This window comes from Streptomyces sp. NPDC053513, from assembly GCF_044544765.1.
GTDB lineage: Bacteria > Actinomycetota > Actinomycetes > Streptomycetales > Streptomycetaceae > Streptomyces > Streptomyces litmocidini.
On sequence record NZ_JBITXP010000010.1, the window covers coordinates 212,518 to 234,023 of the forward strand.

At 72.0% G+C, this 21,506-nt stretch carries 21 protein-coding genes and 1 pseudogene; 10 read left to right on the forward strand and 12 right to left on the reverse strand.

Annotated elements, in window-relative coordinates; translation table 11 throughout:
* Nucleotides 1-7: 7 nt before the first annotated feature.
* The 3 genes and pseudogenes from ACIGW4_RS19985 to ACIGW4_RS19995 all read right to left on the reverse strand — a co-directional run.
* A pseudogene (locus ACIGW4_RS19985) lies at nucleotides 8-307 on the reverse strand (hypothetical protein); the annotation flags it as partial.
* 21 nt (nucleotides 308-328) lie between these two features.
* The gene (locus ACIGW4_RS19990) at nucleotides 329-1,549 is read right to left on the reverse strand and encodes a metallophosphoesterase (RefSeq protein ID WP_399581994.1); all 1,221 of its coding nucleotides are present in this window, start codon (nucleotides 1,547-1,549) and stop codon (nucleotides 329-331) included.
* Nucleotides 1,550-2,209: 660 nt separating this feature from the next.
* Nucleotides 2,210-2,845 (reverse strand): TetR/AcrR family transcriptional regulator, encoded by a 636-nt coding sequence (locus ACIGW4_RS19995; protein ID WP_399581996.1) that lies wholly within the window; start codon nucleotides 2,843-2,845, stop codon nucleotides 2,210-2,212.
* 32 nt (nucleotides 2,846-2,877) lie between these two features.
* On the opposite strand from ACIGW4_RS19995, the gene ACIGW4_RS20000 reads away from it, so the two are divergent.
* The 3 genes from ACIGW4_RS20000 (at nucleotide 2,878) to ACIGW4_RS20010 (ending at nucleotide 7,111) form a co-directional block, all read left to right on the forward strand.
* On the forward strand, nucleotides 2,878-4,521 hold the full coding sequence (locus tag ACIGW4_RS20000; protein WP_399581998.1) for an FAD-binding oxidoreductase: 1,644 nt from the start codon (nucleotides 2,878-2,880) through the stop codon (nucleotides 4,519-4,521).
* A 1,221-nt stretch (nucleotides 4,522-5,742) separates the two neighbouring features.
* Nucleotides 5,743-6,108 carry a hypothetical protein gene (locus ACIGW4_RS20005; protein WP_359587207.1) on the forward strand — a complete coding sequence of 122 codons (366 nt, stop codon included), beginning with the start codon at nucleotides 5,743-5,745 and terminating at the stop codon, nucleotides 6,106-6,108.
* A gap of 388 nt (nucleotides 6,109-6,496) precedes the next feature.
* Nucleotides 6,497-7,111: a GNAT family N-acetyltransferase gene (locus ACIGW4_RS20010; protein WP_185094847.1), complete on the forward strand. Its 615-nt coding sequence runs from the start codon at nucleotides 6,497-6,499 to the stop codon at nucleotides 7,109-7,111.
* Between the two features lie 147 nt (nucleotides 7,112-7,258).
* On the opposite strand, the gene ACIGW4_RS20015 is transcribed toward ACIGW4_RS20010, so the two are convergent.
* The 4 genes from ACIGW4_RS20015 to ACIGW4_RS20030 form a co-directional block, all read right to left on the reverse strand.
* On the reverse strand, nucleotides 7,259-7,741 hold the full coding sequence (locus tag ACIGW4_RS20015; protein ID WP_399582000.1) for a DedA family protein: 483 nt from the start codon (nucleotides 7,739-7,741) through the stop codon (nucleotides 7,259-7,261).
* A 353-nt stretch (nucleotides 7,742-8,094) separates the two neighbouring features.
* Nucleotides 8,095-10,200, reverse strand: coding sequence for a trehalose-6-phosphate synthase (locus tag ACIGW4_RS20020; protein ID WP_399582003.1), 2,106 nt, complete (start codon nucleotides 10,198-10,200; stop codon nucleotides 8,095-8,097).
* 99 nt (nucleotides 10,201-10,299) lie between these two features.
* A complete protein-coding gene (locus tag ACIGW4_RS20025; protein WP_399582006.1) occupies nucleotides 10,300-10,548 on the reverse strand; it encodes a hypothetical protein in 249 nt (82 codons plus the stop codon).
* A 324-nt stretch (nucleotides 10,549-10,872) separates the two neighbouring features.
* Nucleotides 10,873-11,280 carry a hypothetical protein gene (locus tag ACIGW4_RS20030; protein ID WP_399582008.1) on the reverse strand — a complete coding sequence of 136 codons (408 nt, stop codon included), beginning with the start codon at nucleotides 11,278-11,280 and terminating at the stop codon, nucleotides 10,873-10,875.
* Between the two features lie 381 nt (nucleotides 11,281-11,661).
* Between ACIGW4_RS20030 and ACIGW4_RS20035 the strand changes: the two genes are divergently transcribed.
* The gene (locus ACIGW4_RS20035) at nucleotides 11,662-11,856 is read left to right on the forward strand and encodes an antitoxin (protein ID WP_123457933.1); all 195 of its coding nucleotides are present in this window, start codon (nucleotides 11,662-11,664) and stop codon (nucleotides 11,854-11,856) included.
* 39 nt (nucleotides 11,857-11,895) lie between these two features.
* Here the strand turns inward: ACIGW4_RS20035 and ACIGW4_RS20040 are convergent, their stop codons facing one another.
* On the reverse strand, nucleotides 11,896-12,333 hold the full coding sequence (locus ACIGW4_RS20040; RefSeq protein WP_123458860.1) for a cytidine deaminase: 438 nt from the start codon (nucleotides 12,331-12,333) through the stop codon (nucleotides 11,896-11,898).
* Between the two features lie 600 nt (nucleotides 12,334-12,933).
* Between ACIGW4_RS20040 and ACIGW4_RS20045 the strand changes: the two genes are divergently transcribed.
* Nucleotides 12,934-13,482: an ABATE domain-containing protein gene (locus tag ACIGW4_RS20045; protein WP_123458859.1), complete on the forward strand. Its 549-nt coding sequence runs from the start codon at nucleotides 12,934-12,936 to the stop codon at nucleotides 13,480-13,482.
* A 179-nt stretch (nucleotides 13,483-13,661) separates the two neighbouring features.
* Nucleotides 13,662-14,174: a peptide-methionine (S)-S-oxide reductase MsrA gene (gene msrA, locus ACIGW4_RS20050; RefSeq protein ID WP_123457932.1), complete on the forward strand. Its 513-nt coding sequence runs from the start codon at nucleotides 13,662-13,664 to the stop codon at nucleotides 14,172-14,174.
* Nucleotides 14,175-14,337: 163 nt separating this feature from the next.
* Here msrA and ACIGW4_RS20055 read toward each other — a convergent pair whose 3' ends face one another.
* Nucleotides 14,338-15,183 carry a prephenate dehydratase gene (locus tag ACIGW4_RS20055; RefSeq protein WP_123457931.1) on the reverse strand — a complete coding sequence of 282 codons (846 nt, stop codon included), beginning with the start codon at nucleotides 15,181-15,183 and terminating at the stop codon, nucleotides 14,338-14,340.
* Between the two features lie 41 nt (nucleotides 15,184-15,224).
* On the opposite strand from ACIGW4_RS20055, the gene ACIGW4_RS20060 reads away from it, so the two are divergent.
* Nucleotides 15,225-15,395, forward strand: coding sequence for a hypothetical protein (locus tag ACIGW4_RS20060; protein ID WP_185094846.1), 171 nt, complete (start codon nucleotides 15,225-15,227; stop codon nucleotides 15,393-15,395).
* 236 nt (nucleotides 15,396-15,631) lie between these two features.
* Here ACIGW4_RS20060 and ACIGW4_RS20065 read toward each other — a convergent pair whose 3' ends face one another.
* A complete protein-coding gene (locus ACIGW4_RS20065) occupies nucleotides 15,632-16,198 on the reverse strand; it encodes a hypothetical protein (RefSeq protein WP_399582011.1) in 567 nt (188 codons plus the stop codon).
* A 771-nt stretch (nucleotides 16,199-16,969) separates the two neighbouring features.
* Nucleotides 16,970-18,028 carry an alpha/beta fold hydrolase gene (locus tag ACIGW4_RS20070; RefSeq protein ID WP_399582013.1) on the reverse strand — a complete coding sequence of 353 codons (1,059 nt, stop codon included), beginning with the start codon at nucleotides 18,026-18,028 and terminating at the stop codon, nucleotides 16,970-16,972.
* A 265-nt stretch (nucleotides 18,029-18,293) separates the two neighbouring features.
* Here ACIGW4_RS20070 and ACIGW4_RS20075 point away from each other — a divergent pair, with 265 nt between their 5' ends.
* Both ACIGW4_RS20075 and ACIGW4_RS20080 read left to right on the forward strand, forming a co-directional pair.
* Nucleotides 18,294-18,668, forward strand: coding sequence for a hypothetical protein (locus tag ACIGW4_RS20075; RefSeq protein ID WP_399582016.1), 375 nt, complete (start codon nucleotides 18,294-18,296; stop codon nucleotides 18,666-18,668).
* Nucleotides 18,665-18,859 (forward strand): hypothetical protein, encoded by a 195-nt coding sequence (locus ACIGW4_RS20080; RefSeq protein WP_398711349.1) that lies wholly within the window; start codon nucleotides 18,665-18,667, stop codon nucleotides 18,857-18,859. The genes ACIGW4_RS20075 and ACIGW4_RS20080 overlap by 4 nt, the downstream gene beginning before the upstream one ends.
* Before the next feature lie 122 nt (nucleotides 18,860-18,981).
* Here ACIGW4_RS20080 and abc-f read toward each other — a convergent pair whose 3' ends face one another.
* Nucleotides 18,982-20,616, reverse strand: a complete 1,635-nt coding sequence (gene abc-f, locus ACIGW4_RS20085) for a ribosomal protection-like ABC-F family protein (protein ID WP_398711351.1) — start codon at nucleotides 20,614-20,616, stop codon at nucleotides 18,982-18,984.
* A 498-nt stretch (nucleotides 20,617-21,114) separates the two neighbouring features.
* Between abc-f and ACIGW4_RS20090 the strand changes: the two genes are divergently transcribed.
* Nucleotides 21,115-21,348 (forward strand): hypothetical protein, encoded by a 234-nt coding sequence (locus ACIGW4_RS20090; RefSeq protein ID WP_148086964.1) that lies wholly within the window; start codon nucleotides 21,115-21,117, stop codon nucleotides 21,346-21,348.
* The last annotated feature ends 158 nt before the right edge of the window (nucleotides 21,349-21,506 follow it).

The following is a 21,506-nucleotide window of genomic DNA, read 5'->3' on the forward strand; positions in this document are numbered from 1 at the left end:
ACGGGGTTCATCGGTCGGCCTTGGAGTGCGGGGCGTGTTCGAAGGCGAAGGCGCCGGTTGCGTGGGTCCAGATGGTGCGGGTGAGGTGACTCGTCGGCTGCCATCCGGCGTCGCGGAGGGCGCCGGGCGCTTCTCCGACGGCTGCGAGGAGCGGCGGAGCGTCGAGGTGTCGAAGGATCGTGTGGATCAGCGCGACGGGAGTGCCGGCTGCGATGGTGGCGTGCCGGAGGCGGTTGCCTACCGGCCCGTCGTACTCGGCGATCGTCCAGGCGATGTCGGTGCGGCGACGTGCTTCGTGGTCGAACTCGACTCGTGCAGTGAGGGATTCTTACGGCGAGGTGGACCGCTGCGGGGAGCGGAGCACGAGCAGGGTGATCTCGCTGGGGGCGAAGACGCGGAAGGGCGGGCCCCAGAAGCCGGTGCCACGGCTGGTGTAGAGGAGGGTGCGAGCGCCGTGGCGGCTGAGGCCGGCGACGGCGGGCTGGTCGAGGCGGACCAAGTGGTGGAAGGGCCAGATCTGGCCGCCGTGGGTGTGGCCGGAGAGCTGGAGGTCGATGCCGTGGGCCGCCGCCCGGTCGACGAACTTGGGCTGGTGGGCGAGCAGGAGGACGGGCAGGTCGGGATCGGCCCCCCGGAGGGCTCCGGCGAGGTGGGCGCGGTGACCCGCCAGCCCGGAGGACTCGGCGGTGACGTCGTCGACACCTGCGACCACGAGGGCGTCGCCACCGCGTTCGAGCAGCAGATGACGGTTGCGCAGCGGCTCCCAGCCCAGCTCGTCCATCAGGTCGACCCAGCCCTGGGCCTCGCTGTAGTACTCGTGGTTGCCGGTGACGTAGACCCGGGCCCGCGTCGCCCGCACGGTGCCCAGGGGAGCGGCCTGGGCGCGACGGCGCTCGGCCGTGCCGTCCGCGATGTCACCGGTGTGGCACACCAGATCGGCTTCCAGGCTGTTGACCGTCTCGCAGACCCGTGCCGACCAGCGGGCGCGGTCGAGCGGACCGTAGTGGGTGTCGGTGATCAGGACGACTCGGGTGCCGTCCAACCCGGCTCCCAGACGCGGGAGTGGCACATCGAGTCGGCGCACGCGCGGCACGCGTCGGGCCTCGGCGTACCCCCATGCGAGCAGCACGGCGGCTGTGCAGAGGACGGCCCAGGTGACGATGCGTGCCCGGCCCTGCCCGTCACCGACACCGACCACGGTCAGGACAGGCCGCAGCAGGACACCGAGCAGAACAGACCAGGTGAACAGGACCCAGATGCCGCCCAGCAGCGCGTCACCGACGACCGCCGCCCGGTCCTGCCGGCGACGGCCGTGGCCGCGCACCATCGCAAGCGGCATTCCGATCAGGCCGAGGGCGAAGAGCGCGGTGCCGATCAACGTGACGGGGAGCGGCCAGCGCTGGCCGGTGTGCAGGAGGACCCAACACGGCACGGCCCACAGCAGGAAGGGGGCGATCAGGGGGATGTGGCGCATCAGGCGCTGCAGTCGGCTCCGTGACGCCCCTTGTGCCTCCTGGTCGGCGGATCGGGTGTCGCTGGTCTCTGTCACGCTTCCCCTCCTGAGGTCCTGTCCGGCGGATCGTGCGGATGCCGGAGCCGCCGGAGAGTCCCATTGTCCGCCGTGGGGGAACGGGTTGTCCTCCAGGCTTCGGTGAGTCCGTTCAGGACGGCCGCCACGCCGGCGGCCGTCTCACTTCGACGGCGAGGACCGCCGGTGACGTGAGGGGTGCTTCCCGGCCACGACCCGTGACAAGAACCCACGGCTCCAGGAACGCCTGGCCAAGGAGGCATCGACGTCCAGGGTCTGGTCCGCGGCCGCGAGAGGTCGGGGGAGTGCCACCGGCGCGGCATGTCGCAGATCAGCCGCGTACACGGCGGTGCTGGTCAGGTCCGTCCACCGGCCGTCTGGAAGACGGGCTCGGCCGGCCGGGGGCTCTGCGCAGGAGCGGCACGAACCCCTCGTCCCCTCGGCGTCCTGCCTCGGCGGGGTCGTTTCCGGCCGCGCTCCCGCCGCGGGCCGTGTCCTCGGCCCGGGCTGCGCTGGGGTCCGTGAGGGCAAGTGCCTGGCGTTCGGTCGTGAGGCCGGAGCGCTGCTGGACGGTCTTCACTCCGGTCTCGGCACCGGCGGCGAACCTGACGACTCCGTTCGTGACGATCGACGGTTCCAGAACGCGGGCCGCGACAGCGGAAGGGCGGGTGCCGGTCTGGCTCACGTGTCGTCGCCGTCGGCGAAGATGCCGCGGGCGGCCTCGGTGAGCCGGGCACAGCGCCGGGTCATGGCCTCGGGCGACTGGTCGGGGTGGTTGATCCACCAGCGGACCAGAGCGGTGCACAGGCCGCGCCAGGCGTGTTTGAGGGCGTCGGCGTCCAGTGGGTCGGTGGTTCCGGCTGTGCGCAGGAGTTCGGCGGTGCCGGTCGCGGCGAGGCCGTCGACGGCGTCGCGGTAGTGCGCGGCGCGCCGGGCGGCGTCGCTGCCGGGCGGCAGTGTGGGGTCGTAGAGGACGAACCAGGCCTCGCGCTGCCCGTCGAGTGCGGTGAAGAGGGCGTTCAGGACGCGCAGGGGGGTGGGCGGCGCGTCGGTGTTGTGTCCGGCCATGGCGGTGCGGATGGCGTCCAGCAGCCGGTCGCCGATCGGGTCGAGGCAGGCGAGGTAGAGACCCTGCTTGCTTCCGAAGTACTGGTGGAGCAGCGGCTTGGTGACGCCGACCCGTACGGCGATGGTGGCCACGGTGGTCGCCTCGTAGCCGTGGCGGCCGAACTCCTCGGTGGCCGCGGCCAGGATCTGTTGTTCGCGGTCGGCTCTCGGCACGCCCTTGGTGCCGGCCTTGGAGGAGGGCGTTGTCATGGAAGCAGATCTTACCCTAAGGTAATTTACCAATGGGTAAGTTCAATCGGACCCCAATCGGGAGCACTCTCGTGTCTGCGATCCCCTCCGTTCCCCGCTCCGCCCGCACCCGCTCCTGGTGGGGCTGGGGCTATACCGACGCCCACCCCGACGACGCCGAATGCGCTGCGATGGGGTCCCTCCTCCCGGGCACCCTGGCCCGCCCGCTGCCGATACCCCGCATCGCGGACCTGCCCATCGCCCGACCCGCCGTGACGCCCCCGCCCTCCCTGGCGCACCTGGTCACCGGAGAGCCGCGGGCGCGCTCCGCCCACGCCATGGGCAAGGCCTACCGCGACGTCATCCGGGCCCTTCGCGCCCGCCCCGGCCGGATCCCCGACCTCGTCGCCCACCCCACCGGCGACCGGGAGGTGGCCGACCTGCTGGACTGGGCCGGCGAGCACGACGTGGCCGTCATCCCCTTCGGCGGCGGCTCCTCGGTGGTCGGCGGCGTGGAGTACCGCGGCGATGCCCACCGCGCCGTGCTGTCGCTCGACCTGACCTCGATGGACCGCGTTCTGGAGATCGACACCGCCGGCCGCTCGGCTCGCATCCAGGCAGGAGCCCTCGGCCCCGTGCTGGAAGAGCAGCTGCGGCCCCACGGCCTGACCCTGCGCCACTTCCCGCAGAGCTTCGAGTTCTCCACCCTCGGCGGCTGGCTGGCCACCCGGGCCGGCGGCCACTACGCCACCGTCCGCACCCACATCGACGACTTCGTGCAGTCCCTGCGTGTGGTCACACCCGCCGGAGCCGGTACGTCCTGGCGCCTGCCCGCCTCCGGCGCGGGCCCGTCGCCCGACCGGCTCTTCCTCGGATCCGAGGGCGCGCTCGGCGTCATCACCGAGGCGTGGATGCGCTTGCAGGAACGCCCCCGCCACAAGGCCTCCGCGTCCGTGGCCTTCACCGACTTCCACCGCGCGCTGGACGCCGTGCGCGCCATCGCCCAGTCCGACCTCGCCCCGGCCAACTGCCGCCTGCTCGACGCCGGCGAGGCCCTCCTCTCCGGCGCCTCCCGCGACGGCTCCTCCGTCCTGGTCCTGGGCTTCGAATCCGCCACCGGACCCGTCGGCGACCGCCTCGCGAGCGCGATGGACCTGGCCCGCGCCCACAGCGGCCGAGCCGAGGCGCCCCCGGCGGACCGGGACGCCTCGGCCGGCTCGGCAGTGAGCGCCTGGCGTTCGGCGTTCCTGCGCATGCCCTACCTGCGTGACGGCCTGGCGCGCATGGGCGCCGTCGTCGAGACCTTCGAGACCGCCGCCACCTGGGACAAGATCCCCGCCTTGATCGACGCCGTCCGCACCGGGGTCGGCGCCGCCGCCCTGAAGATCACAGGGCACCCGGCCACCGTCAACTGCCGCCTGACCCACGTCTACCCCGACGGGGCCGCCCCCTACTTCACCGTGGCCGTCGCCGGCCGACCCGGCGACGAGGTCGAGGTCTGGGACGACATCAAGGCCGTCGCCGGTGAGATCCTGCATCGCCATCGCGCCACGATCACGCACCACCACGCCGTCGGCCGTGACCACCGCGCCGGCTACGACCTCCAGCGACCGGAGCCCTTCGCGCTGGCACTGCGCGCCGCCAAGGACGCCCTGGATCCCCACCGCATCCTGAACCCCGGCGTCCTGCTCGACTGACGAGACCGCGCAGCAGGACGGCGGTGAGGCCGTGCCGCCAGGTGTGCTTCGCCCTCGCGGTGTGGGGACTCCGTGGGGGCGGCCGGTGCCCGGCGTCAGTTCGCCGTCATGCGTCCGCCCGGAACACCGGAGTGACCCGGGGGAGGGCGGGTGGCGTGGTTCCCGTGTTTTCCGGCGCCACTTCCCAGGGTCGGCGCAGGTACGGCCGTGGGCCGGCCGCTCAGACCCGATGGGGAGTCACGACGCGTACGACGGCCAGACCCGGAACGGCGACGTCCGCGCCCTCGAAGGGGCGTGCCACGTGCCGGTGGACCCGTCGGCTCGCCGCCGCGGTGGGCCTCGTGGCGCTGTGCGCGCTGCCCACGCCGACGGCGGGCGCGACCCCGTCGCAGGACGGCCTGACCTCCGCGCAAGCGCTCCTGTACGTGTCGGACCACGGCAACAACCGGGTCGTCGCCCTGCCCACGAGAGGAGGCGACCGGACACCCGTGCCCTTCGAGGGTCTCGTACGGCCGACGGGCATGGTCGGGGACGCGTCGGGCCGCCTCTACGTGTCGGACACCGGCGACAACCGCGTGGTCGTGAGGGCGGCGGAGAGTGCAGGCGTCGTCGGTGCCTGCGGCGCTGTGGCAGTCAACAACGGGGCGTGTCCCGACCCCGGCCGGGGTGCCCGCCACGACCTCGGGCGCAACCCTCGTACCTGGAGGCCGGGAACCGCACGGACACCGGGACCGTGACCGCCAGGTAGGGCCGCTCCCCGTCCGCGCCCGACAGGCCGGCGGCCCCCAGCGTGTGCTGCGGGGCCACCTCGCAGGTGACCCGCCCAACCTCTGCCCAGCGTACGGGCGTTGTGTTTCCCGATGTCCCGTCAGCTGTCGACTCGGGATCAGTTTCGCAGAGGTGGCACCGGCGGACACGGCTTTTGCGCTTCTTCCGGCCGCGCCTCCTCATGCGGTGAGACAGACCAGTCACTTGCAGCGGCAGACAGCCGCTGCGCGGCCGAAGAAGGCCCGGACCGGCGGTGCCGAGGGAGATGTCGACGCCGGCCGCGAGCCGGACGAGGGGGTGTGCCGGCGCGGGAGCCGGGGACGTTCCTGACTGGACCGGCCGTCGTCGTGGCCTGATCTCTGAGACCGGAAACCGGCTGTTACGGTGCGCGGCCGCACCGTAGAAACGGGCTGTCGTTTCCCGTTGGTCGTTTTCCGTTCCAAGGAGCCCATCATGACCCGTTTGCGCACCGCCACCCTGGCCCTCGCCGCCGCCGCGATGCTCGCCCTCACCGCCGCGCCCGCCCAGGCGGCCCCCGGTGACGTGACGACCACCTGCGCGAGCACCGTCACCCCGGCGGGTTACGTCGACGTCAGCTGGGGTTACAGCGCCAGCTGCGGCACCCAGAACTTCAACCCGAACATCAAGCAGATCAAGCAGCTCACCGGCCTGCCCATAGGCACCGTCGTCCAGGCGTGCGGGTCCACGTACTACCCCGCCGGCTGGACCGCGACCAGCTCCTACTACTCCAGCTCCTGCGTCGCGTGGCCGAACTCCGGCTTCAACAACAACGCCTGGACCCTCAAGCGCGTCTCCTGACCGCACTTTCCGATCGCAGCCCGCCCCGCGAGCGGATCAAGCGAGCGGGTGAACGTGTCGATGTCGCCTCAAGTGGTGGCGTACTCCGCCGTTCGGCTCCAGCGGCGGGCATGTTCACGGGCGGGTGATGCCCGCCCGGTCGACGTTCGGGCGACGCCCCGGCCCGACGCGGTCGCCGGACCGGGGCGTCGCTGACGCGTTCCGCCGTGGCGAGTTCACGGCGCCCGGCGGCTGCGCCGAGGACAACGGCCGGGCCATGGCGGGCGGCACGGCGCGTCCCTTTCCGTCATCGCTTGAGCGATCCCCTTGCATGCCTCGACGGTAATCGCAGTCACGCCATATGTGTAAACGTGGGCAGTCTGTGTGCTCTGGACGACGGTGGCTGCAGATGAAGTCGGCCCGGACCGCGGTATGTCGGGGAGCGGCGGCCGGAAATAGACTGGCCGCCATGCTGTTGGATCTCGAAGTGGACGGCCGTGCTCTCCGGGTCCGTGACCTCGAACCGGACGACGAACCCGACGTGCTCGGTCTGTTCGAGGCCTGCGAGGACTGGTTCGGCCACGCCTTCGGTCAGCCCGCCATGCCGGGTGACGTCCAGAGCCTGTATTACGACCTGCCCGAGGGCGCGGAGTTCGAGGACAAGGTCATCCTGGTGATCGAGGCCGAAGGCCGGATCATCGGGCTCGTCGACGCCGTGCGCGAGTATCCCGGGCGGGGCGCCTGTTCGGTCGGGTCGTTCCTGATCCACCCCGAGTACCGCCGATACGGGCTGGGGCGCACGGTCGCATCGGCGCTCATCGGCGCGCTGGTCGCGGACGGCTGCACCGAGGTGATCGCGTCCGTCGCGGAGGGCTGGCGGCCGGGGCTGAAGTTCCTCGACGCTCTCGGTTTCGCGTCGGAGGCCCCGCGAGAGGCCGCGCCTGCCCACCGGAATCCCGGACCCGGCGAGCGTCCCACGGTTCGTGCGCGACTGCGGATCCCGGCCGCCCCGCCCGCCTCCTGAGCCACGGCCCGCCACCCGGGAGGGATGCCGCCGACCGGCGACGGTGATCGTGGGGCTCACGCCCTCGGCCCGCGGATCCCGCCCGGCGGGATCCGCGGGCCGAGGGCGTCCCTCTCTCCGCCGTGGCGGCCGCCTACGCGGTATGGCTCACGATTCCTCGGCCGCGGCGTCACCGGAGGACCGGGTCACCCTTCTCCTGCGGTACAGCACCGTCCCGCACACCGCGAGGAGGGGGACGGCCGCGACGGACGCCTGGAGGGCGGGCCGTTCGGCGAAGAGCCTCCCCAGCACTTCGAGCGCGCCGAGCCCCGCGGTCGCGTAGATCAGCGCCCAGGCCGCCCCGCCCACGAGCAGGGCGGGGAGGTAGCGCGGCAACGGCATGCGCATGCTGCCCGCGAGGAAGTTGGCGGCGGTCTGGAAACCGACGGTCAGGAAGGAGACGGCCACCACGGGAGCGCCCCACCGCTGGATCGCCCGCTCGGCGCGCCGGAACCTCGCCGAAGAGATCCGCGCGGCGAACCTGCTGCGCCGGGCGCCCGCGCCGGCGAGCCACCCCACGGCGAACGTCCCTCCGGCACGGAGCAGGACGATGGCGTACAGGGCCCCGGCCGTGAGCGCGATCCTATCCACGACGCCCTGCTCCGATCTCCGGACCGGAGCCCGGTACGCCCGTCGCCCTCATGGGCGTCCCGCCTCGGCGGGCGCGGCGCGCGCGAGCCCGGTCACCGTCCCTCACCTGCGCCCTGCCTCTGCCCTTCGGGTCCTGTGGATTGCCGTCTGCGGAACCGGAGCCCGAAGCCGCGCGGCAAGCAAGGTGAGCCTAACCTAACGCGCCTGTGGGAGTACAGGGCACCCGCCTTCCGGCCCGAGCGGTGTCGGTCGGTGGGACCCGCCGCCCGAGCCGACCGGTGCCGGACCAGTATGACGGCAGGTGCCGGGACCAGGAGGACGGCGACGGCCGCCCGCCCGGCGACGGCCGCCGCTCAACGCCTCGGCTCGGGAAGTCCGCCGGGCACCGGGCGCGCCGCCCGGATCGCGGCGATCACGTTCCGCGCCCAGGCGGCGGGCGCCGGGAAACGCATCCTGGCCGAGACCTCGGTGAGGTGCCGGCGGCGCTGGGCGGCCGTCATGCTCAGGGCCTCGTGCAGGGTGCGTACGAGGTCGTCGGGTTGGTGCGGGTCGGTGAGGAGGGCTGCTCCTGCCAGGTGCTGGGCGATGCCCGCGTGGCGGGAGAGGACGAGGACGCCGGGGCGCGCGGTGGCGGTGCGCGCGGTCACGTATTCCTGGGCGGTGAGGTTCATGCCGTCGGCGAGCGAGGCCACCCAGAAGACGTCGGCGGCGAGGTAGTGGTCGACGATCTCGGCGAAGTCGAGGTTGTGGGGGACGTACTCGACGGGCTGCCAGGAGGGCGTCCTCCAACGGTCGTTGACGGCGGCGACGGCCTGTTCGAGTTCCGCGCGGGTCGTGTCGTAGGCGTGGATGCCCGACTCGGGAGGCGGGCAGATCAACCGGAACCGGACGCGTTCGCGCAGGGCGGGGTCCTGGTGGAGCAGCGCGGCGAGGGCGTGGATCTTGTGGACGGGGGCCTTGGCGTAGTCGAGGCGTTCCACGGACAGCACCAGCTGGACGGCCTCGTCCTCGCGGCGCGGACGGCGGGTGCGGGCGAGGGCGGCGACGGCCCGGTGGTCGATGCCGAGGGGGTGGACCCCCACGCGCGGAAGGTCGGTCGCGGTGCCGGTGAGGACCTGGTGGAAGTTGTCCGCGCAGTCGGCGGTGTGGAAGCCGGCCCAGTCCAGCCGGGCGAGGGACGCGCGCAGCCGGTCGGCGGCGGGGATGCGGCCGAAGACGTCCGGGTGGGGGAAGGGGGTGTGGTGGAACAGCCCGACGGTCACGTCGGGGCGTCGCCTCTTCAGGAGCTCCGGTACGAGCCAGAGGTTGTAGTCGTGCAGCCAGACCGTGGCGCCGGTCGCGGCGAGGGAGCTGATGTGGTCGGCGAACGCGGCGTTGACCTTCTCGTAGTCCGGCCAGTGGCCGGGCCTGTCCTCGATGAGGTGCGGCTGGGCCACCAGGGCGGGCCACAGGGTTTCCTTGCAGACGCGGTGGAAGTAGCCGGCCCAGCGGTTCTCGGTCACCGGCAGCAGTGACAGGCTCAGGTCGCCGGTGAGTTCGGGGGCTGGGGCGGGAGGCCGTGTCGCGCCGACATGGGCCGCCGCCCACACGGCGTCCAGGCCCTCGTCCGTGAGCGCCGCCCGCAGGGTGGGCAGGACCCCGTTGGGGCTGGAGGGGGCCTGCCACCGGCCGTCCCGCCAGTGCACGGGCGGCCGGTGGTAGCCGACGACCACCGTGCGCCGTTCGAGCCAGCCCAGGCGCCGCAGGGCGTGCGTCACGGCGGCCGCGCCGGACAGGTCGGAGATCTCGACCAGGCCGCCGACGGGCACCCGCGCGGCCAGCGCCGGTTCCGCGCCCCCGACGACGACCCCGTGGGCCCCCAGTCGGAAGAGGGAGAGGTCGTTGAGGGAATCCCCCGCCACGAGCAAGGCCTCCCGGGGCCAGCCCTGCCTTTCGGCCAGCAGACGCAACGCCTGCCCCTTGCCCGCCCGGGCGGGAAGCACGTCGAAGAAGCGGCCCGACGCGTACGACCAGGAGCACCCCAGCTCTTCGACCGCCCCGGTCACCTCGTCGTCGAGGTCCTCGGGCGCCAGGTAGAAGGAGCACCGGCCGTCCTGCGGCGCGTCCTGGTACACCAGCCGGGGAAAGCGCCGAAGAGCCTCGCGGACCGGTCCGGCGCCCGGCCAGCCGGCCCGCAGCCGCTCCTCCAGGTCGTCGAGGCGGGTCATGCGGGCGGCGTCGACGACGCTGGCCCCGACGTCGCCGATGATCCACCGGGGCGACGGCACGAGGGGGTCGTCGCGGAGCAGGTCCCGGACCGATTCGAGGCTCCGTCCGGTCGCGAGGACGACCACGATCTCGGGATGCCGCCGCAGGGCCTCGAACAGCCGCTGCCGGTCGCGTGGTTCACCGCCCAGCAGGGTCCCGTCGAGGTCGGCGACGAGGACTCTCGTGTGGGTCGCCTCCGCGTCCAAGGCCACTCCTTCGGTTTCTGATCGCTTTCGCCCTGAGGCGCTGTGGCACCGAAGCACCACAGGGCGAGGGCGGGGGTGGGGGCAGGGGGCACGCGGGCGGTGGACCTACCACGCCGGGTCGTGCGTGACGGGGTCGATGGCGTCCGCACCGTCCTGGACCTCGTCGCCCGGCAGCGCGGAGTCCTCGCGCCGCAACTCCCGGATCGCCTGCCCCAGCCTGGCCACGCAGAGGTCACCGCTGGAGGCGAGCGACGCGACGGCCTCCTCGGCGAGGTCGTGTGCTGCCCGGACGAGTTCTTCGAGAGCGGGGTCGGCGGGGGACATCAGCACCTCCAGTTCGGCGATCGCGATCACCTCGGGCACCGGAGCGGCGCGGACGGGGCTCGTCCGCGCCGCTCCGGTGCCCGAGGGGCAGGGCGAGGATGTCCAAGATCTATCCGAGCGCGCGCACTGTCCGTGACCGCTCCGGGGGAGTTCACTCACCTGCCCCACGCTTCTGGCTCGAACAGAGCACCGGTAGGACCAGGCGGGGCAGCGCCCTCCCCTCCGTACCGGTGCACAGAGCGTGAGGCCGGCCCCGTCAGCGTTCCGCCAGGAGATCCGTGGCGAGGGCGGGCTCTCCCGCGGGCACCGGGCGGGAGTAGCGCAGGCTGGTCCGGCTCCAGTGCAGACAGCCGCTCATCGCGCTGCGCATGCAGGCGGCGAACCGGGCGACGACCGCCGCCTCGGGCCCGGGAAGATCGCGCTGGAGGGTGCGTCACCCCCGGCCGCGATCACCTCGGTGAAGGCGCGACACGCCGCTTCGACGCGGTGCGGCAGGGCGGCCGAAGGGCCGTCGAACTGGTCGTTCAGAAACGTGGCCACCACGACCGCGTCCACCGTCAGGTCCAGCCGCCCACCCGTGGCCCGCGGGTTCCAGGCCGCCGTCAATCCGGCGATGTCCCAGGCGAGGAAGCGTTGCCGATCGACGGAATGCCGTACCGGATCAAGACGCCGGCACCACTGCAGACCGCGCTGCCGTGCACCTTCGGCGTCCGGACTCACGGCCGGCGTGAAGGGCAGGTCGAACACGGTGTCCTGCGGCATGAATCACTACCCCCTGCTACCGCGCCCCTGACGCAAGGGGCTCTCGACGTGCTGCAACGGAAGGCTGCCCGCCGGACAGGACGGGTCGGCGCGGCAAGGCGTCTTTGACGGCACGTGGTCGGCGATGGCCGAAAGACGGGTCACCTGCCGCGTACCGACCCTTCGAGGGGGGGGTGCTCCGGAGGCGACGGGGGCTTCGCCGAAGCGGGCCAGGGCGCCGACGACACGGGTGAGGGCGGCCGTGCCGATGGCATGGCCGGTCCGGCGTGGCGCGGCGCGGGCCCGGACGTGAGGCGGCGGGCCGCCCCACCCCGCTGGGATGCGAACCTCGGGGAATGAACGGATGCTGGGTGGTGTGCCATCGTCCGGAAGGAGACAGACATGTCGATGCTCGACAAGCTCAAGGGCATGCTCAAGGGCCATGAAGACACCGCGCGGCAGGGGGTCGAGAAGGGCGGCGACGCGCTCGACGCGAGGACCGGGAACAAGTACCAGAGCCAGGTCGACATGGCCCAGCGGAAGATCAACGAGCAACTGGGCTCCGACAAGCCGCAGGACGAGCCTCCGCAGAGGTAGTGCCGCATCAGGCGACACCCCCCGTACGTGTCCGGCGCGTCAGCTCGTGCTGAGTGACCCGCTTTCCTCGGCGTCGAGCTGGTGGTCGGCCCAGACGTAGCTCTCGGGAAGCAGATCGGCGATGGGAACGGCCCGGAGCCGCTCGCCTGCCCCGACGATGACCCGCAGGTCCGGGAAGTAGTCGAGAAGGACCTGGCGGCACCGTCCGCACGGGGGCACGACCCCTCGGTCGCGGTCGCCCACGGCGACGATCGTGTCCAGTTCGTAGGCGCCCTGGGCGGCTGCCGCACCAAGAAGAACCAGCTCCGCGCAGGGGCCGCCGGTGAAGTGGTAGGCGTTCACCGCGGTGACGATCCGACCGTCCTGCGCACGGGCCGCAGCCGCCATGGTGTGGTTGTCGCCCCGGCAGCGAGTGCGTGCGACGTGGGCCGCGGCCTCGATGAGTTCGTGGTCGAGGTGGGGGGTCTGCGCGGTCATCTTCATCTGCCTCCGTCGGGGTGTGAGGCGACCCTGACCCGTGTGACGACGGCGCGCAAGCGAATATCGACGGTGACCAGGGCGAGGCCGGCGCCGGAACTCCCCACCTCGCGACCGGATTCGACCAGCGACATGCCCGCCTCGCGGACTCCCCGTCGTCGGCGTCGATGCCGCCCGTCTCGTAGTCGTCGTACGAGAGGAAGAGGTACGGCATCCGCGGTCGAGAGGAAGAGGCACGCCATCCGCGGTTCCTCGCCGGGCTCACCCGGAACGGGGAACTGACCGATGAAGTCCAGCGGGACTCCGCTCCCGTGGGCCACCGGTCGACGGGGCTCGTCCCGCCGGACAGGTGCACCGCCCGGTTTCGCGACGGGCGCGGCTGTAGAGGTCTCGACCGGCACGGGGCGCATCCCGAAGCTCCGAGTGCCGCAGCCAGGGGAGCGGGTTCCCCAGTCGACTGCGTAAGCTTTTTCACCGAGTCCGAAGGGTGCGTCAGTCGGCCCTTCGCCCATGGACTGCGCCGGACAGCGCACTCGATCCTCGGTCAGGGCCGGTCGGCCAAGCCTTGCCATGCGCACTGTCACCGTTCAGTATGGTTACGTGAATCATGCATTTCCCTGCGGGACGCTCTGTCTGGACTTCGTCGGCACCCTGCGGGCGCGCCGCAACGACGCGCCCCTGGAGAAGCTGGCCACGCCCGGTCTCCTGGACGACTGGTTCGTGGAGTCGGGGATGGTGGCCCTGCCGCCCGGTGCGAGCGAGGCGGACGTGGTGATCGCCGTGCAGTTGCGCGAGGCGATCTACGACCTGGTGGCCGCTCGCCTTGATGCCCGGCCGCTGCCCGCGGAGGCGGTCGCGGAGGTGAACCTGCACGCCTCCGGCCTGCCGGTGACGCTGCGGCTGGGGCCCGACGGGGTCATGCGGACGGGATCGGTCGCGCAGGGGCTGGCGACGCTGGCCCGCGAGGCGGTCCCGCTCCTGGGCGGGGACGAGGCCGCCCTGCTGCGGGAGTGCGCCCGCCCGGAGTGCACGCAGGTCTACCTCGACCGCTCGCGGGGGCACCGTCGGGAATGGTGTGCGATGAAAACCTGCGGCAACCGGGTCAAGGCCGCCAACTACCGGGCCCGTCAGCAGGCCGTCCGGGCCTGACCGCATCGGTACCGGCCCGGCGGCGCCTTCCGTTGCGTCACCTGTTTGACCGGTGACCAAGGTCTGTGTCAGTCTGGAGCGTGTCCACCCTTCAGCGGTGCGACGCACCCCGGGCCGACCGGCCGGCCCCCGAGGCCGGCCCGAGGCGACGCGACGAGCGAAGAGGACGGTGACGGGCGATGGCCGGCAGCGAGGAAAGGGCCGTACTGGCGGGCGGCTGCTTCTGGGGCGTGCAGGAACTCATCCGCGCACAGCCGGGTGTGCTGGCGACGCGGGTGGGGTACAGCGGCGGCGACCTCGCCCACCCCACGTACCGCCGTCACGACGGGCACGCGGAGGCCGTCGAGATCGTCTTCGACCGTACGGTGACCGACTACCGGACCCTGCTGGAGTTCTTCTTCCAGATCCACGATCCGAGCACGAAGAACCGGCAGGGCAACGACATCGGTGACAGCTACCGCTCCGCCGTGTTCTACCTGGACGACGAGCAGCGGCGCATCGCCGAGGACACCATCGCCGACGTCGACGCCTCGGGACTGTGGCCGGGCCCCGTGGTCACCGAGGTCACCCCGGCGGGCCCGTTCTGGGAGGCCGAGCCCGAGCACCAGGACTACCTGCAGCGCTACCCGGACGGATACACCTGCCACTTCCCGCGCCCTGGCTGGCGGCTGCCCCGGCGAGAAGAGGCCTGACCGGCGGACGGGGCGGGGGCACCGGGGGAGCGGGGAGGTCGGCTCGGCGGGGGAGCGGTGAGGTCGGCTCGGCCCGCCGCCCGCGTCCAGGAGGGTGCCGGCCTGCCCCGTCACCGTCCCCGGAGGGGATCGCCCCGATGGCCCCGCGGGCCCGCCCTGACCGTCAGGCGGTCGTCACGCCGCTGCGGCGGTGCGGATGCGCCGGGTACACGCCGAGGACCCGCACCTCGGTGGAGAAGAAACGCAGCTCGTGCAGGGCCAACGCCACCTGCGGCTCGTCCGGGTGCCCCTCGATCTCGACGTAGAACCGGCTCGGGCTGAGACCGGCGCCCCTCTGGTAGCTCTCGATCTTGGTGAGGTTGACCGCGCTGCTGGCGAAGCCGCCCAGCGCCTTGTAGAGGGCGCTCGGGATGTTCCGTACGGCGAAGAACAGGCTCGTCATCGTCGGCCCTTCGCCGACGGGCGCGAACGCGGGCTCGCGGGAGAGCACGACGAACCGCGTCGTGTTGTCCGGATCGTCCTCGACCTCCGGCCGGAGGACCTCCAGGCCGTAGTGCCGGGCCGCGGCGGGCGGGGCCAGCGCCGCGTGCCGTACGTCGCCGAGCTCCGCCACCTCACGGGCGGCCCCCGCCGTGTCGTCGCTGACGAGCGTGCGCCAGCCGCCCTCCCGCAGCACCTTCCGGCACTGCCCCAGCGCGTGCACGTGGCTGCGTACGCACTCGATGTCGTCCAGCGTGGCTCCGGGCAGGCCCATCAGGTCGAAGCGGATGGCGAGGAAGTGCTCGCCGGTCACGAAGAGCCCCGACTCCGGCAGCAGGTGGTGCACGTCCGCGACCCGGCCGGCGGCGGAGTTGTCCACCGGGATCACCGCCAGGTCGGCGGTGCCGAGCGTCACGGCGTCCAGGGCCTGCTCGAAGCTGGTGCAGGGCAGCTCCGTGATGCCGGGGAAGAGGTGCTGCGTGGCTGCCGCCGAGTTGGAGCCCGGTTCACCCTGATATGCGGCGATCATTGCCTTGTCACACCTTTCATCGCGTGAGGCGGTCGGACTCGGTGACCGACAGGAGAGCCACCGTAGACCTCGGGCGGTGGATGATCGTGGTGCTGTCCACCACCAGAGACGCCGAGGGGCGTGCAGCCGTCCGCCGGGCGGAGCGCGAGCCCGAGCGGCAACCGGTCCCGGAGGCGTACGAGGCCCCGGCCCGCTCCGGCGGCCGCACGTGACGGGCGGGCACCTCCGGAATCTGCCGTCGCGCTCACACCCGGGCTTCGGACAGGCCGAGCCGATCTCGCCGAACCGGTGGATCGTGTCCCGGACGTGCGCGGAGAACGCTGGTGGCGCGACATGGGTGGGGTGACGTGTGCGGGTACTGCTGGGGTGGTCCCTTCGAGGTCCCGGTCCCTCGATGCCGTGATGCGGGCCATGCCGCCCGGGAACGCCCGGAAGCCCCGACGGATCGTCAGGCGGTTCGACGCCGTCCGGATTCCTCGAGGGCGTACCTCACGGATCGCTGCTGTTTGTGACGCCGGATGTGCCCCTTGGCCACGAGCGACTCCAGGGCGTTGCGTACGACCTGCGGGGTGGGATCGCGGTCCGGGTGCTTCTCCAGCAGCTCGTCCCGCAGTTCCTTCGCGAGGCGCGGCTCGTCCGCGCCGGCGAGCAGGGACAGCAGGAGGTCTCCGAGCAGGGGCTGCCGCGCCCTCTCCTTCGCGGCCGTCCTCGCGGGCTTCTCCGTTCGCCCCGCCCGCCCCGCGGGAGTGCCGGTGGAGGGCGAAGAGGAGGCCCTGCGCGACGTGGACCCGGTGGTCACGGGACCTTTCCGGGCCTCCTCGGACGGGGGTGAGGATTCCGCCAGGCTCTCGTACCGTTCGGCGAGTTCGAGGATGTCGACGAGGAGGGCTTCCTCCTGCTTCAGCATTCTGATCTTCTCGGCCAGCTCCTGCTGGCGTCGACGGTTCTCCTTCAGATCCGACGCGGCCTGATCGACGAGCCGCGTCCGGAGCGTGGCAGCTGGTTGGCTGGTCACAACCGTTCACTCCCTGGCACATGGATGACGCTGCGCATGCTACCCAGCACCGAACTGTTTTGAGCGGTTACCTACTTCCCTGGAGGGAGTATGAGATCAGGTCTCCTGGCCGCCGCCCCGGCGGGGATGCCTCGGCCGCGGCGGTGTACCTGCCGGTTGGGCTGTGCGGCCCTGACCGGCGGCGCATCGGCGGCGAGTGCGGCGGGGAAGGCCAGCGCGAGCATGACCAGGGTGATGGGCCGGTGCCAGGCAGAGGCGGGCAGGCGGTCGGCCACGGCATCCGCGCGGGCGGTGGTCCGCCCCTGATCGAGTGGGCTTGGTCGTAGACTCGACCTGGTCGGGGACCCCTGTCCGGGTGCGTCGCTCGGCCTCCTGAGACCACGAGGCGTCGGGCAAGGAGAGCCGACGGACGATCAACGACCGTCCTCTGGTGGAGGCGTAGGCGAGGAAAACGCCGACCTGGGTGTTCTCGATCCGGCCCGCGATCCGGGACATGGCCAGGACGAACAGGACACGCCGACGGGCGGCATCCATGCTGTGGTCCGCGGCCGCAGCCTGATCTTCAGGAGTCCGCACGGCCCCTGATGATCACGCGGTGGCCGCTCCGGATCCACCGGGTGTGACCGTTCTCCAACGCGATCGGCCGGTGGCCGTGCCCCGTCCCGGCCGGGGCGCGGCTCGTTCTGACACCGTTGATGGCCGCACCCGAAAGCCGGGTGACCTGCCGAAGAATCTCCGACTCCGGTCACTGGAGCACTTGCGGCACACGCTTTAGAAGCGGTCCACGTCCACGACGGCCTGGGCGAAGGCCGTCGGTGCCTCCTGCGGCACGTTGTGTCCGACGGGCAGCGTGCGGTGCTCGTACGGGCCGGTGAACTTGCCGCGGTAGGAGGAGCCGTCGCCGGGCTGTGCGGTGAAGGGGTCGAGCAGGGGGTCGATGGTGAGGGCGGGCACCCCGATGGCCGGGCCCGTGGCGAGTGCGTCCTCGTAGCGGTCGTAGCGGGGCTCGCCTTCGGCGAGGCCCAGCCGCCAGCGGTAGTTGTGGATGACGATCGCGGCGTAGTCCGGGTTCTCGAAGGCCGCCGCGGTGCGCTCGAAGGTGGCGTCGTCGAAGTTCCAGGTCGGGGAGACCAGGCCCCAGACGAGCCGGGTCAGGTCGCGGCGGAGGTCTTCGCGCTCCATGGCCTTCTTGCCGCGCTCGGTGGCGAAGTAGTACTGGTACCACCAGGTGTGCTCGGCGGCAGGCGGGAGCGGCTCCAGTTGCATGGAGCGGTCGGTGATGAGGTAGCCGCTGACCGACACCAGTGCCTTGACGCGCTCCGGCCACAGGGCCGCGAGGATGCCACCCGTCCGCGAGCCCCAGTCGAAGCCGGCGATCACGGCCTTGTGGATCCTGAGGGCGTCCATGAGCGCGATGACGTCCAGCGCGATCGCCGACTGCTGGGCGTTGCGGAACGTCCGGGGGGAGAGGAAGCGCGTCGTGCCGTGGCCGCGCAGGTACGGCACGATCACGCGGTACCCCTGGTCCGCCAGCAGGGGAGCCACGTCGACGTAGCTGTGGATGTCGTACGGCCAGCCGTGCAGGCAGATGACCGCAGGCCCGTGTGCGGGGCCCAGCTCGGCGTAGCCGACGTCCAGCAGGCCGGCCCTGACCTGCCGGAGGGCGGGGAAGGAGGTGTGCGTGCCCGGAGCGGTCGCCGGTACGAGGGGCGCTTCGCCGCCGCGGCTCGACGCGGTGGCGTTCGAGACTTCCTGAAGACCGGCCAGTGAAGCGGCGGCCGCTCCCGTACCGAGCCCCAAGAACCTGGTGAAGGTACGCCTTTTGATCATGTGAAACCCTCCGTGCGGGCGACGGCCCGGCGCGACGTGTGCGCCGCGTCCTGGCGAGCGGTTGGGAACCGATCGCTTCTCTGTCGTGAAGGTATCACCGGTCAAACCGGTTATGTAGCCAGGAGGAGGCGTTCGTCCTGAATTTCGTCACCGTCTTGACCGGTGCCGCTTCGGGTGTCAAGTTGGTCACCATGCAAACCGGTGACGGCGCCCCGTGTGCCCGCCGATCCACCGGCGAGTCGTTCTGCTGTCGAAAGGATTTGTCGTGACGGACCTCGTGGCGAACCGCAAGGGCGCGGGCAAGCGGCGGGCGGCGACCGGAGCCGCGGCCGCAGTCCTCTCGGTGGCCGCGTTCGGGGCCTTCGCCCCGAACGGCGCCGCCAGTGCCGGCATGCCCCCTCGGGGTCCCCACGGCGACGGCACCTCCCTGCGGGGTCTGCTCGACCGCGTCAAGGGTCCGAAGATCCTCGTCGACCACTCGTACGGAGGCTCCGTGGTCACCGAGGTCGCGGCCTCGCACGCCGTCGCCGTCTCCCGGCCCGGCGTCGTCACCCGCGTCATCGGGAACGCCGCGCGGCCACCCCTCGGTGAGCAGAACGTGATCCACATCCACGAGCGACGAAGCGGAGACCGGTCATGAACGAGGAACTCACGGTGGACCCCGCGGCGATGGCGCGGCACGAGCGGTTCGGCAAGCTTCCCGAGCGCATCCCTCCGGAGCACATGATCGAGGAGAAGCAGGCCGAGCCGAACGCGGGGGTGACGGCGGAGTACAACCCGGAAGGCGCCTGGATCTTCTCCTCGTGCCTCGCCCTGGACCTGGGGCTGTAGTCGGTCTCCTCCCGTCGGCGGACCGCAGCGGACCGCGGCGGACGGAACGGCTCGCCGACCAGCGCGCCACGGGCGTGCCGAGGCAGCGCGGCCAGGGGCGAGTGGCCGCGCTGCCTCCCGGTTCAGGCCTCGGGGCCCCCGCTCTCCACGAGCCTGCCGTCGGCCAGCCGCAGCCACCGGTCGACCCCGATCTCGGTGAGGAACCTCTCGTCGTGACTGACCACCAGGAACGCGCCCTGGTAGGAGTCGAGCGCGCTCTCCAACTGGCCCGCGCTGACCAGGTCGAGGTTGTTGGTCGGCTCGTCGAGCAGCAGCAACTGAGGGGCCGGTTCGGCGCACAGGACGCAGGCCAGGGTGGCGCGCAGCCGCTCGCCGCCCGAGAGGACCCCGACCGGCAGGTGGGCCCGGGGGCCCCGGAAGAGGAAGCGGGCGAGCAGGTTCATCCGCTCCGCCTCCGGCCGCGAGGGGGCGAACCCGGCGAAGTTCTCCGCCACCGTGAGGTCCAGGTCCAGCAGGTCCAGACGCTGTGACAGATAGGCGATCCGGCCGTCGTTGCGCTTGATCTCCCCGCTGTCCGGGGCGAGGTCGCCGGTGATCAGACGCATCAGGGTGGTCTTCCCCGCGCCGTTGGGGCCGGTCAGCGCGATGCGCTCCGGCCCCCGGACGGTCAGGTCGACACCACCCGGTGCGAACACGTCCTCGTCACCGAGGCGCACCCTCATCCCCTCGCCGATGAACAGGTTGCGGCCGGCGGGCACGCGGGTGTCGGGAAGCTCCAGGGTGAGGCGCTGCTCCTCGCGCAGCGCGCGCCCCGCCTCGTCCAGGCGTGCCTTGGCCTCGCTGACCCGGGAGGCGTGCATCTGCCCGGCCCGGCCCGCGGACTCCTGCGCGCCCCGCTTCATGTTGCCGGCGAAGATACGGGGCAGGCCGGCGTTCTTGAGGTTCTTGGCGGCGTTGCTCGCCCGCCGGTCGGCGCGCTCGCGGGCCTGCTGCATCTCCCGCTTCTCCCGCTTGAGTTCCTGCTCGGCGTTGCGCACGTTCTTCTCGGCGGCTTCCCGCTCGGCGCGGACGGCTTCCTCGTACTCGGTGAAGTCGCCTCCGTACAGGCGCAGTTCATCGCTGCCGAGTTCGGCGATGCGCTCCATGCGGTCGAGCAGCGCGCGGTCGTGACTGACCAGGAGCAGGCAGCCGTTGAAGTCCGACAGCACGTCGTAGAGCTTGTGGCGGGCCTCCAGGTCGAGGTTGTTGGTGGGCTCGTCGAGCAGCAGGACGTCCGGGCGCTTGAGCAGCTGGGCGGCGAGGCCGAGGGAGACCACCTGGCCGCCGCTGAGCGTGCTCAGACTGCGGTCCAGGGACAGCTGGGCCAGCCCCAGGCGATCGAGCTGGGCGCGGGTGCGTTCCTCGATGTCCCAGTCGTCGCCGATGGTGGTGAAGTGCTCCTCGGCCACGTCGCCGGACTCGACGGCGTCCAGGGCGCGGATCACCTCGGCGATGCCGAGCACCTCGGCGACCGTGAGGTTCCCGGTCAGGGGCAGGCTCTGCGGGAGGTGGCCGAGGGTGCCGTCGACGGACACCGTGCCGGTGGCCGGCGCGAGTTCACCCGCGATCAGCTTGAGCAGGGTGGACTTGCCGGAGCCGTTCGGCGCGACCAGGCCCGTACGGCCGGAGGGCACGCTGAAGGACAGGTTCTCGAAGACGGGGGTGTCGTCGGGCCAGGCGAAGGAGAGGTTCGAGCAGACGATGGCGGCGTCGGACATGGAGGGACCTCGGAAGTACTGAGGGCAGAGCGTGGTCCTCTGCCCTGGGCAGACGGGGAAAGGGGTACGACGAGACGGACCACCTCGGCGGCGCTCCTGAGCGCCGGCCGGTGGCCGTCAGATCCGGATCTCACCCGGAGATGTCGTCTTCACCCGCCACGTCTGCGACTCCTCGATACACGGTCTACGTCCACCACAGGTTAACAGCGCCGGTCGGGGGGCGGGGCGGTGAAGCGCGGGAGGGTCGGGGGAGGGGGCCTCCGCCCTGACTCGAGGCGACTCGGAGGTCCTCCGTGGCACACGGGTGACGGGCGCCGGCCCGCAGGAGACGGGGACGATCTCAACGGGCCCTTGGAAAGCATCGTTTCTGCAGGTCCGTGTCGCCGTGATCCGCTGTCCGGCATTGGAGTGAGACGTGGTGTCCCGTCGCTCCCCGGGGGCGTTTGACCGCGCGACGGGCACTTTTGCCACGTCACTCGGAACTCATGAGGAGTAGCTATGCGTTCTCTGGCCGCGTCTGTCCTGGCCGTGGGAATCCTGTTCGGCGGTGCCGGTGCCGCGCTCGCCCACGACGGCGTCGGGATCGGAAGGTTCTCCGAGGGCGGCTCCGCCTTCGCCTCGCACTGTGCGGTGGCCGGCGTGCCGTCCGTGTACGGAACGATCTTCACCGCCTCGTGCTCGGAGAAGGGCTGGGAAGAGGGCGCGGAGTTCGAGTACCTCAACGCCCACTGACCTGAGGCCATGCCCGGCAACGGGTAACACCGGGCAAGACCCGCGCGTCCCCTGCCCGCGCACGGGGACGCGGCGACGGGCCCGCTCTCGCATGCGAGAGCGGGCCCGTTCGCTCTTCGCCGGAAGAGTACGGCCTGCCGCCCCAGCTCCCCTCGGCC

Coding starts and splice junctions, on each gene's coding strand:
- ACIGW4_RS20030 (WP_399582008.1), bottom strand. CDS start 11,280: ATGCCGCAGGACACCGTGTTCGACCTGCCCTTCACGCCGGCCGTGAGT.
- ACIGW4_RS20055 (WP_123457931.1), bottom strand. CDS start 15,183: ATGATCGCCGCATATCAGGGTGAACCGGGCTCCAACTCGGCGGCAGCC.
- ACIGW4_RS20005 (WP_359587207.1), top strand. CDS start 5,743: ATGACCCGTTTGCGCACCGCCACCCTGGCCCTCGCCGCCGCCGCGATG.
- msrA (WP_123457932.1), top strand. CDS start 13,662: ATGGCCGGCAGCGAGGAAAGGGCCGTACTGGCGGGCGGCTGCTTCTGG.
- ACIGW4_RS20035 (WP_123457933.1), top strand. CDS start 11,662: ATGTCGATGCTCGACAAGCTCAAGGGCATGCTCAAGGGCCATGAAGAC.
- ACIGW4_RS20070 (WP_399582013.1), bottom strand. CDS start 18,028: ATGATCAAAAGGCGTACCTTCACCAGGTTCTTGGGGCTCGGTACGGGA.
- abc-f (WP_398711351.1), bottom strand. CDS start 20,616: ATGTCCGACGCCGCCATCGTCTGCTCGAACCTCTCCTTCGCCTGGCCC.
- ACIGW4_RS20000 (WP_399581998.1), top strand. CDS start 2,878: ATGGGTAAGTTCAATCGGACCCCAATCGGGAGCACTCTCGTGTCTGCG.
- ACIGW4_RS20010 (WP_185094847.1), top strand. CDS start 6,497: ATGAAGTCGGCCCGGACCGCGGTATGTCGGGGAGCGGCGGCCGGAAAT.
- ACIGW4_RS19995 (WP_399581996.1), bottom strand. CDS start 2,845: ATGACAACGCCCTCCTCCAAGGCCGGCACCAAGGGCGTGCCGAGAGCC.
- ACIGW4_RS20040 (WP_123458860.1), bottom strand. CDS start 12,333: ATGACCGCGCAGACCCCCCACCTCGACCACGAACTCATCGAGGCCGCG.
- ACIGW4_RS20080 (WP_398711349.1), top strand. CDS start 18,665: ATGAACGAGGAACTCACGGTGGACCCCGCGGCGATGGCGCGGCACGAG.
- ACIGW4_RS20090 (WP_148086964.1), top strand. CDS start 21,115: ATGCGTTCTCTGGCCGCGTCTGTCCTGGCCGTGGGAATCCTGTTCGGC.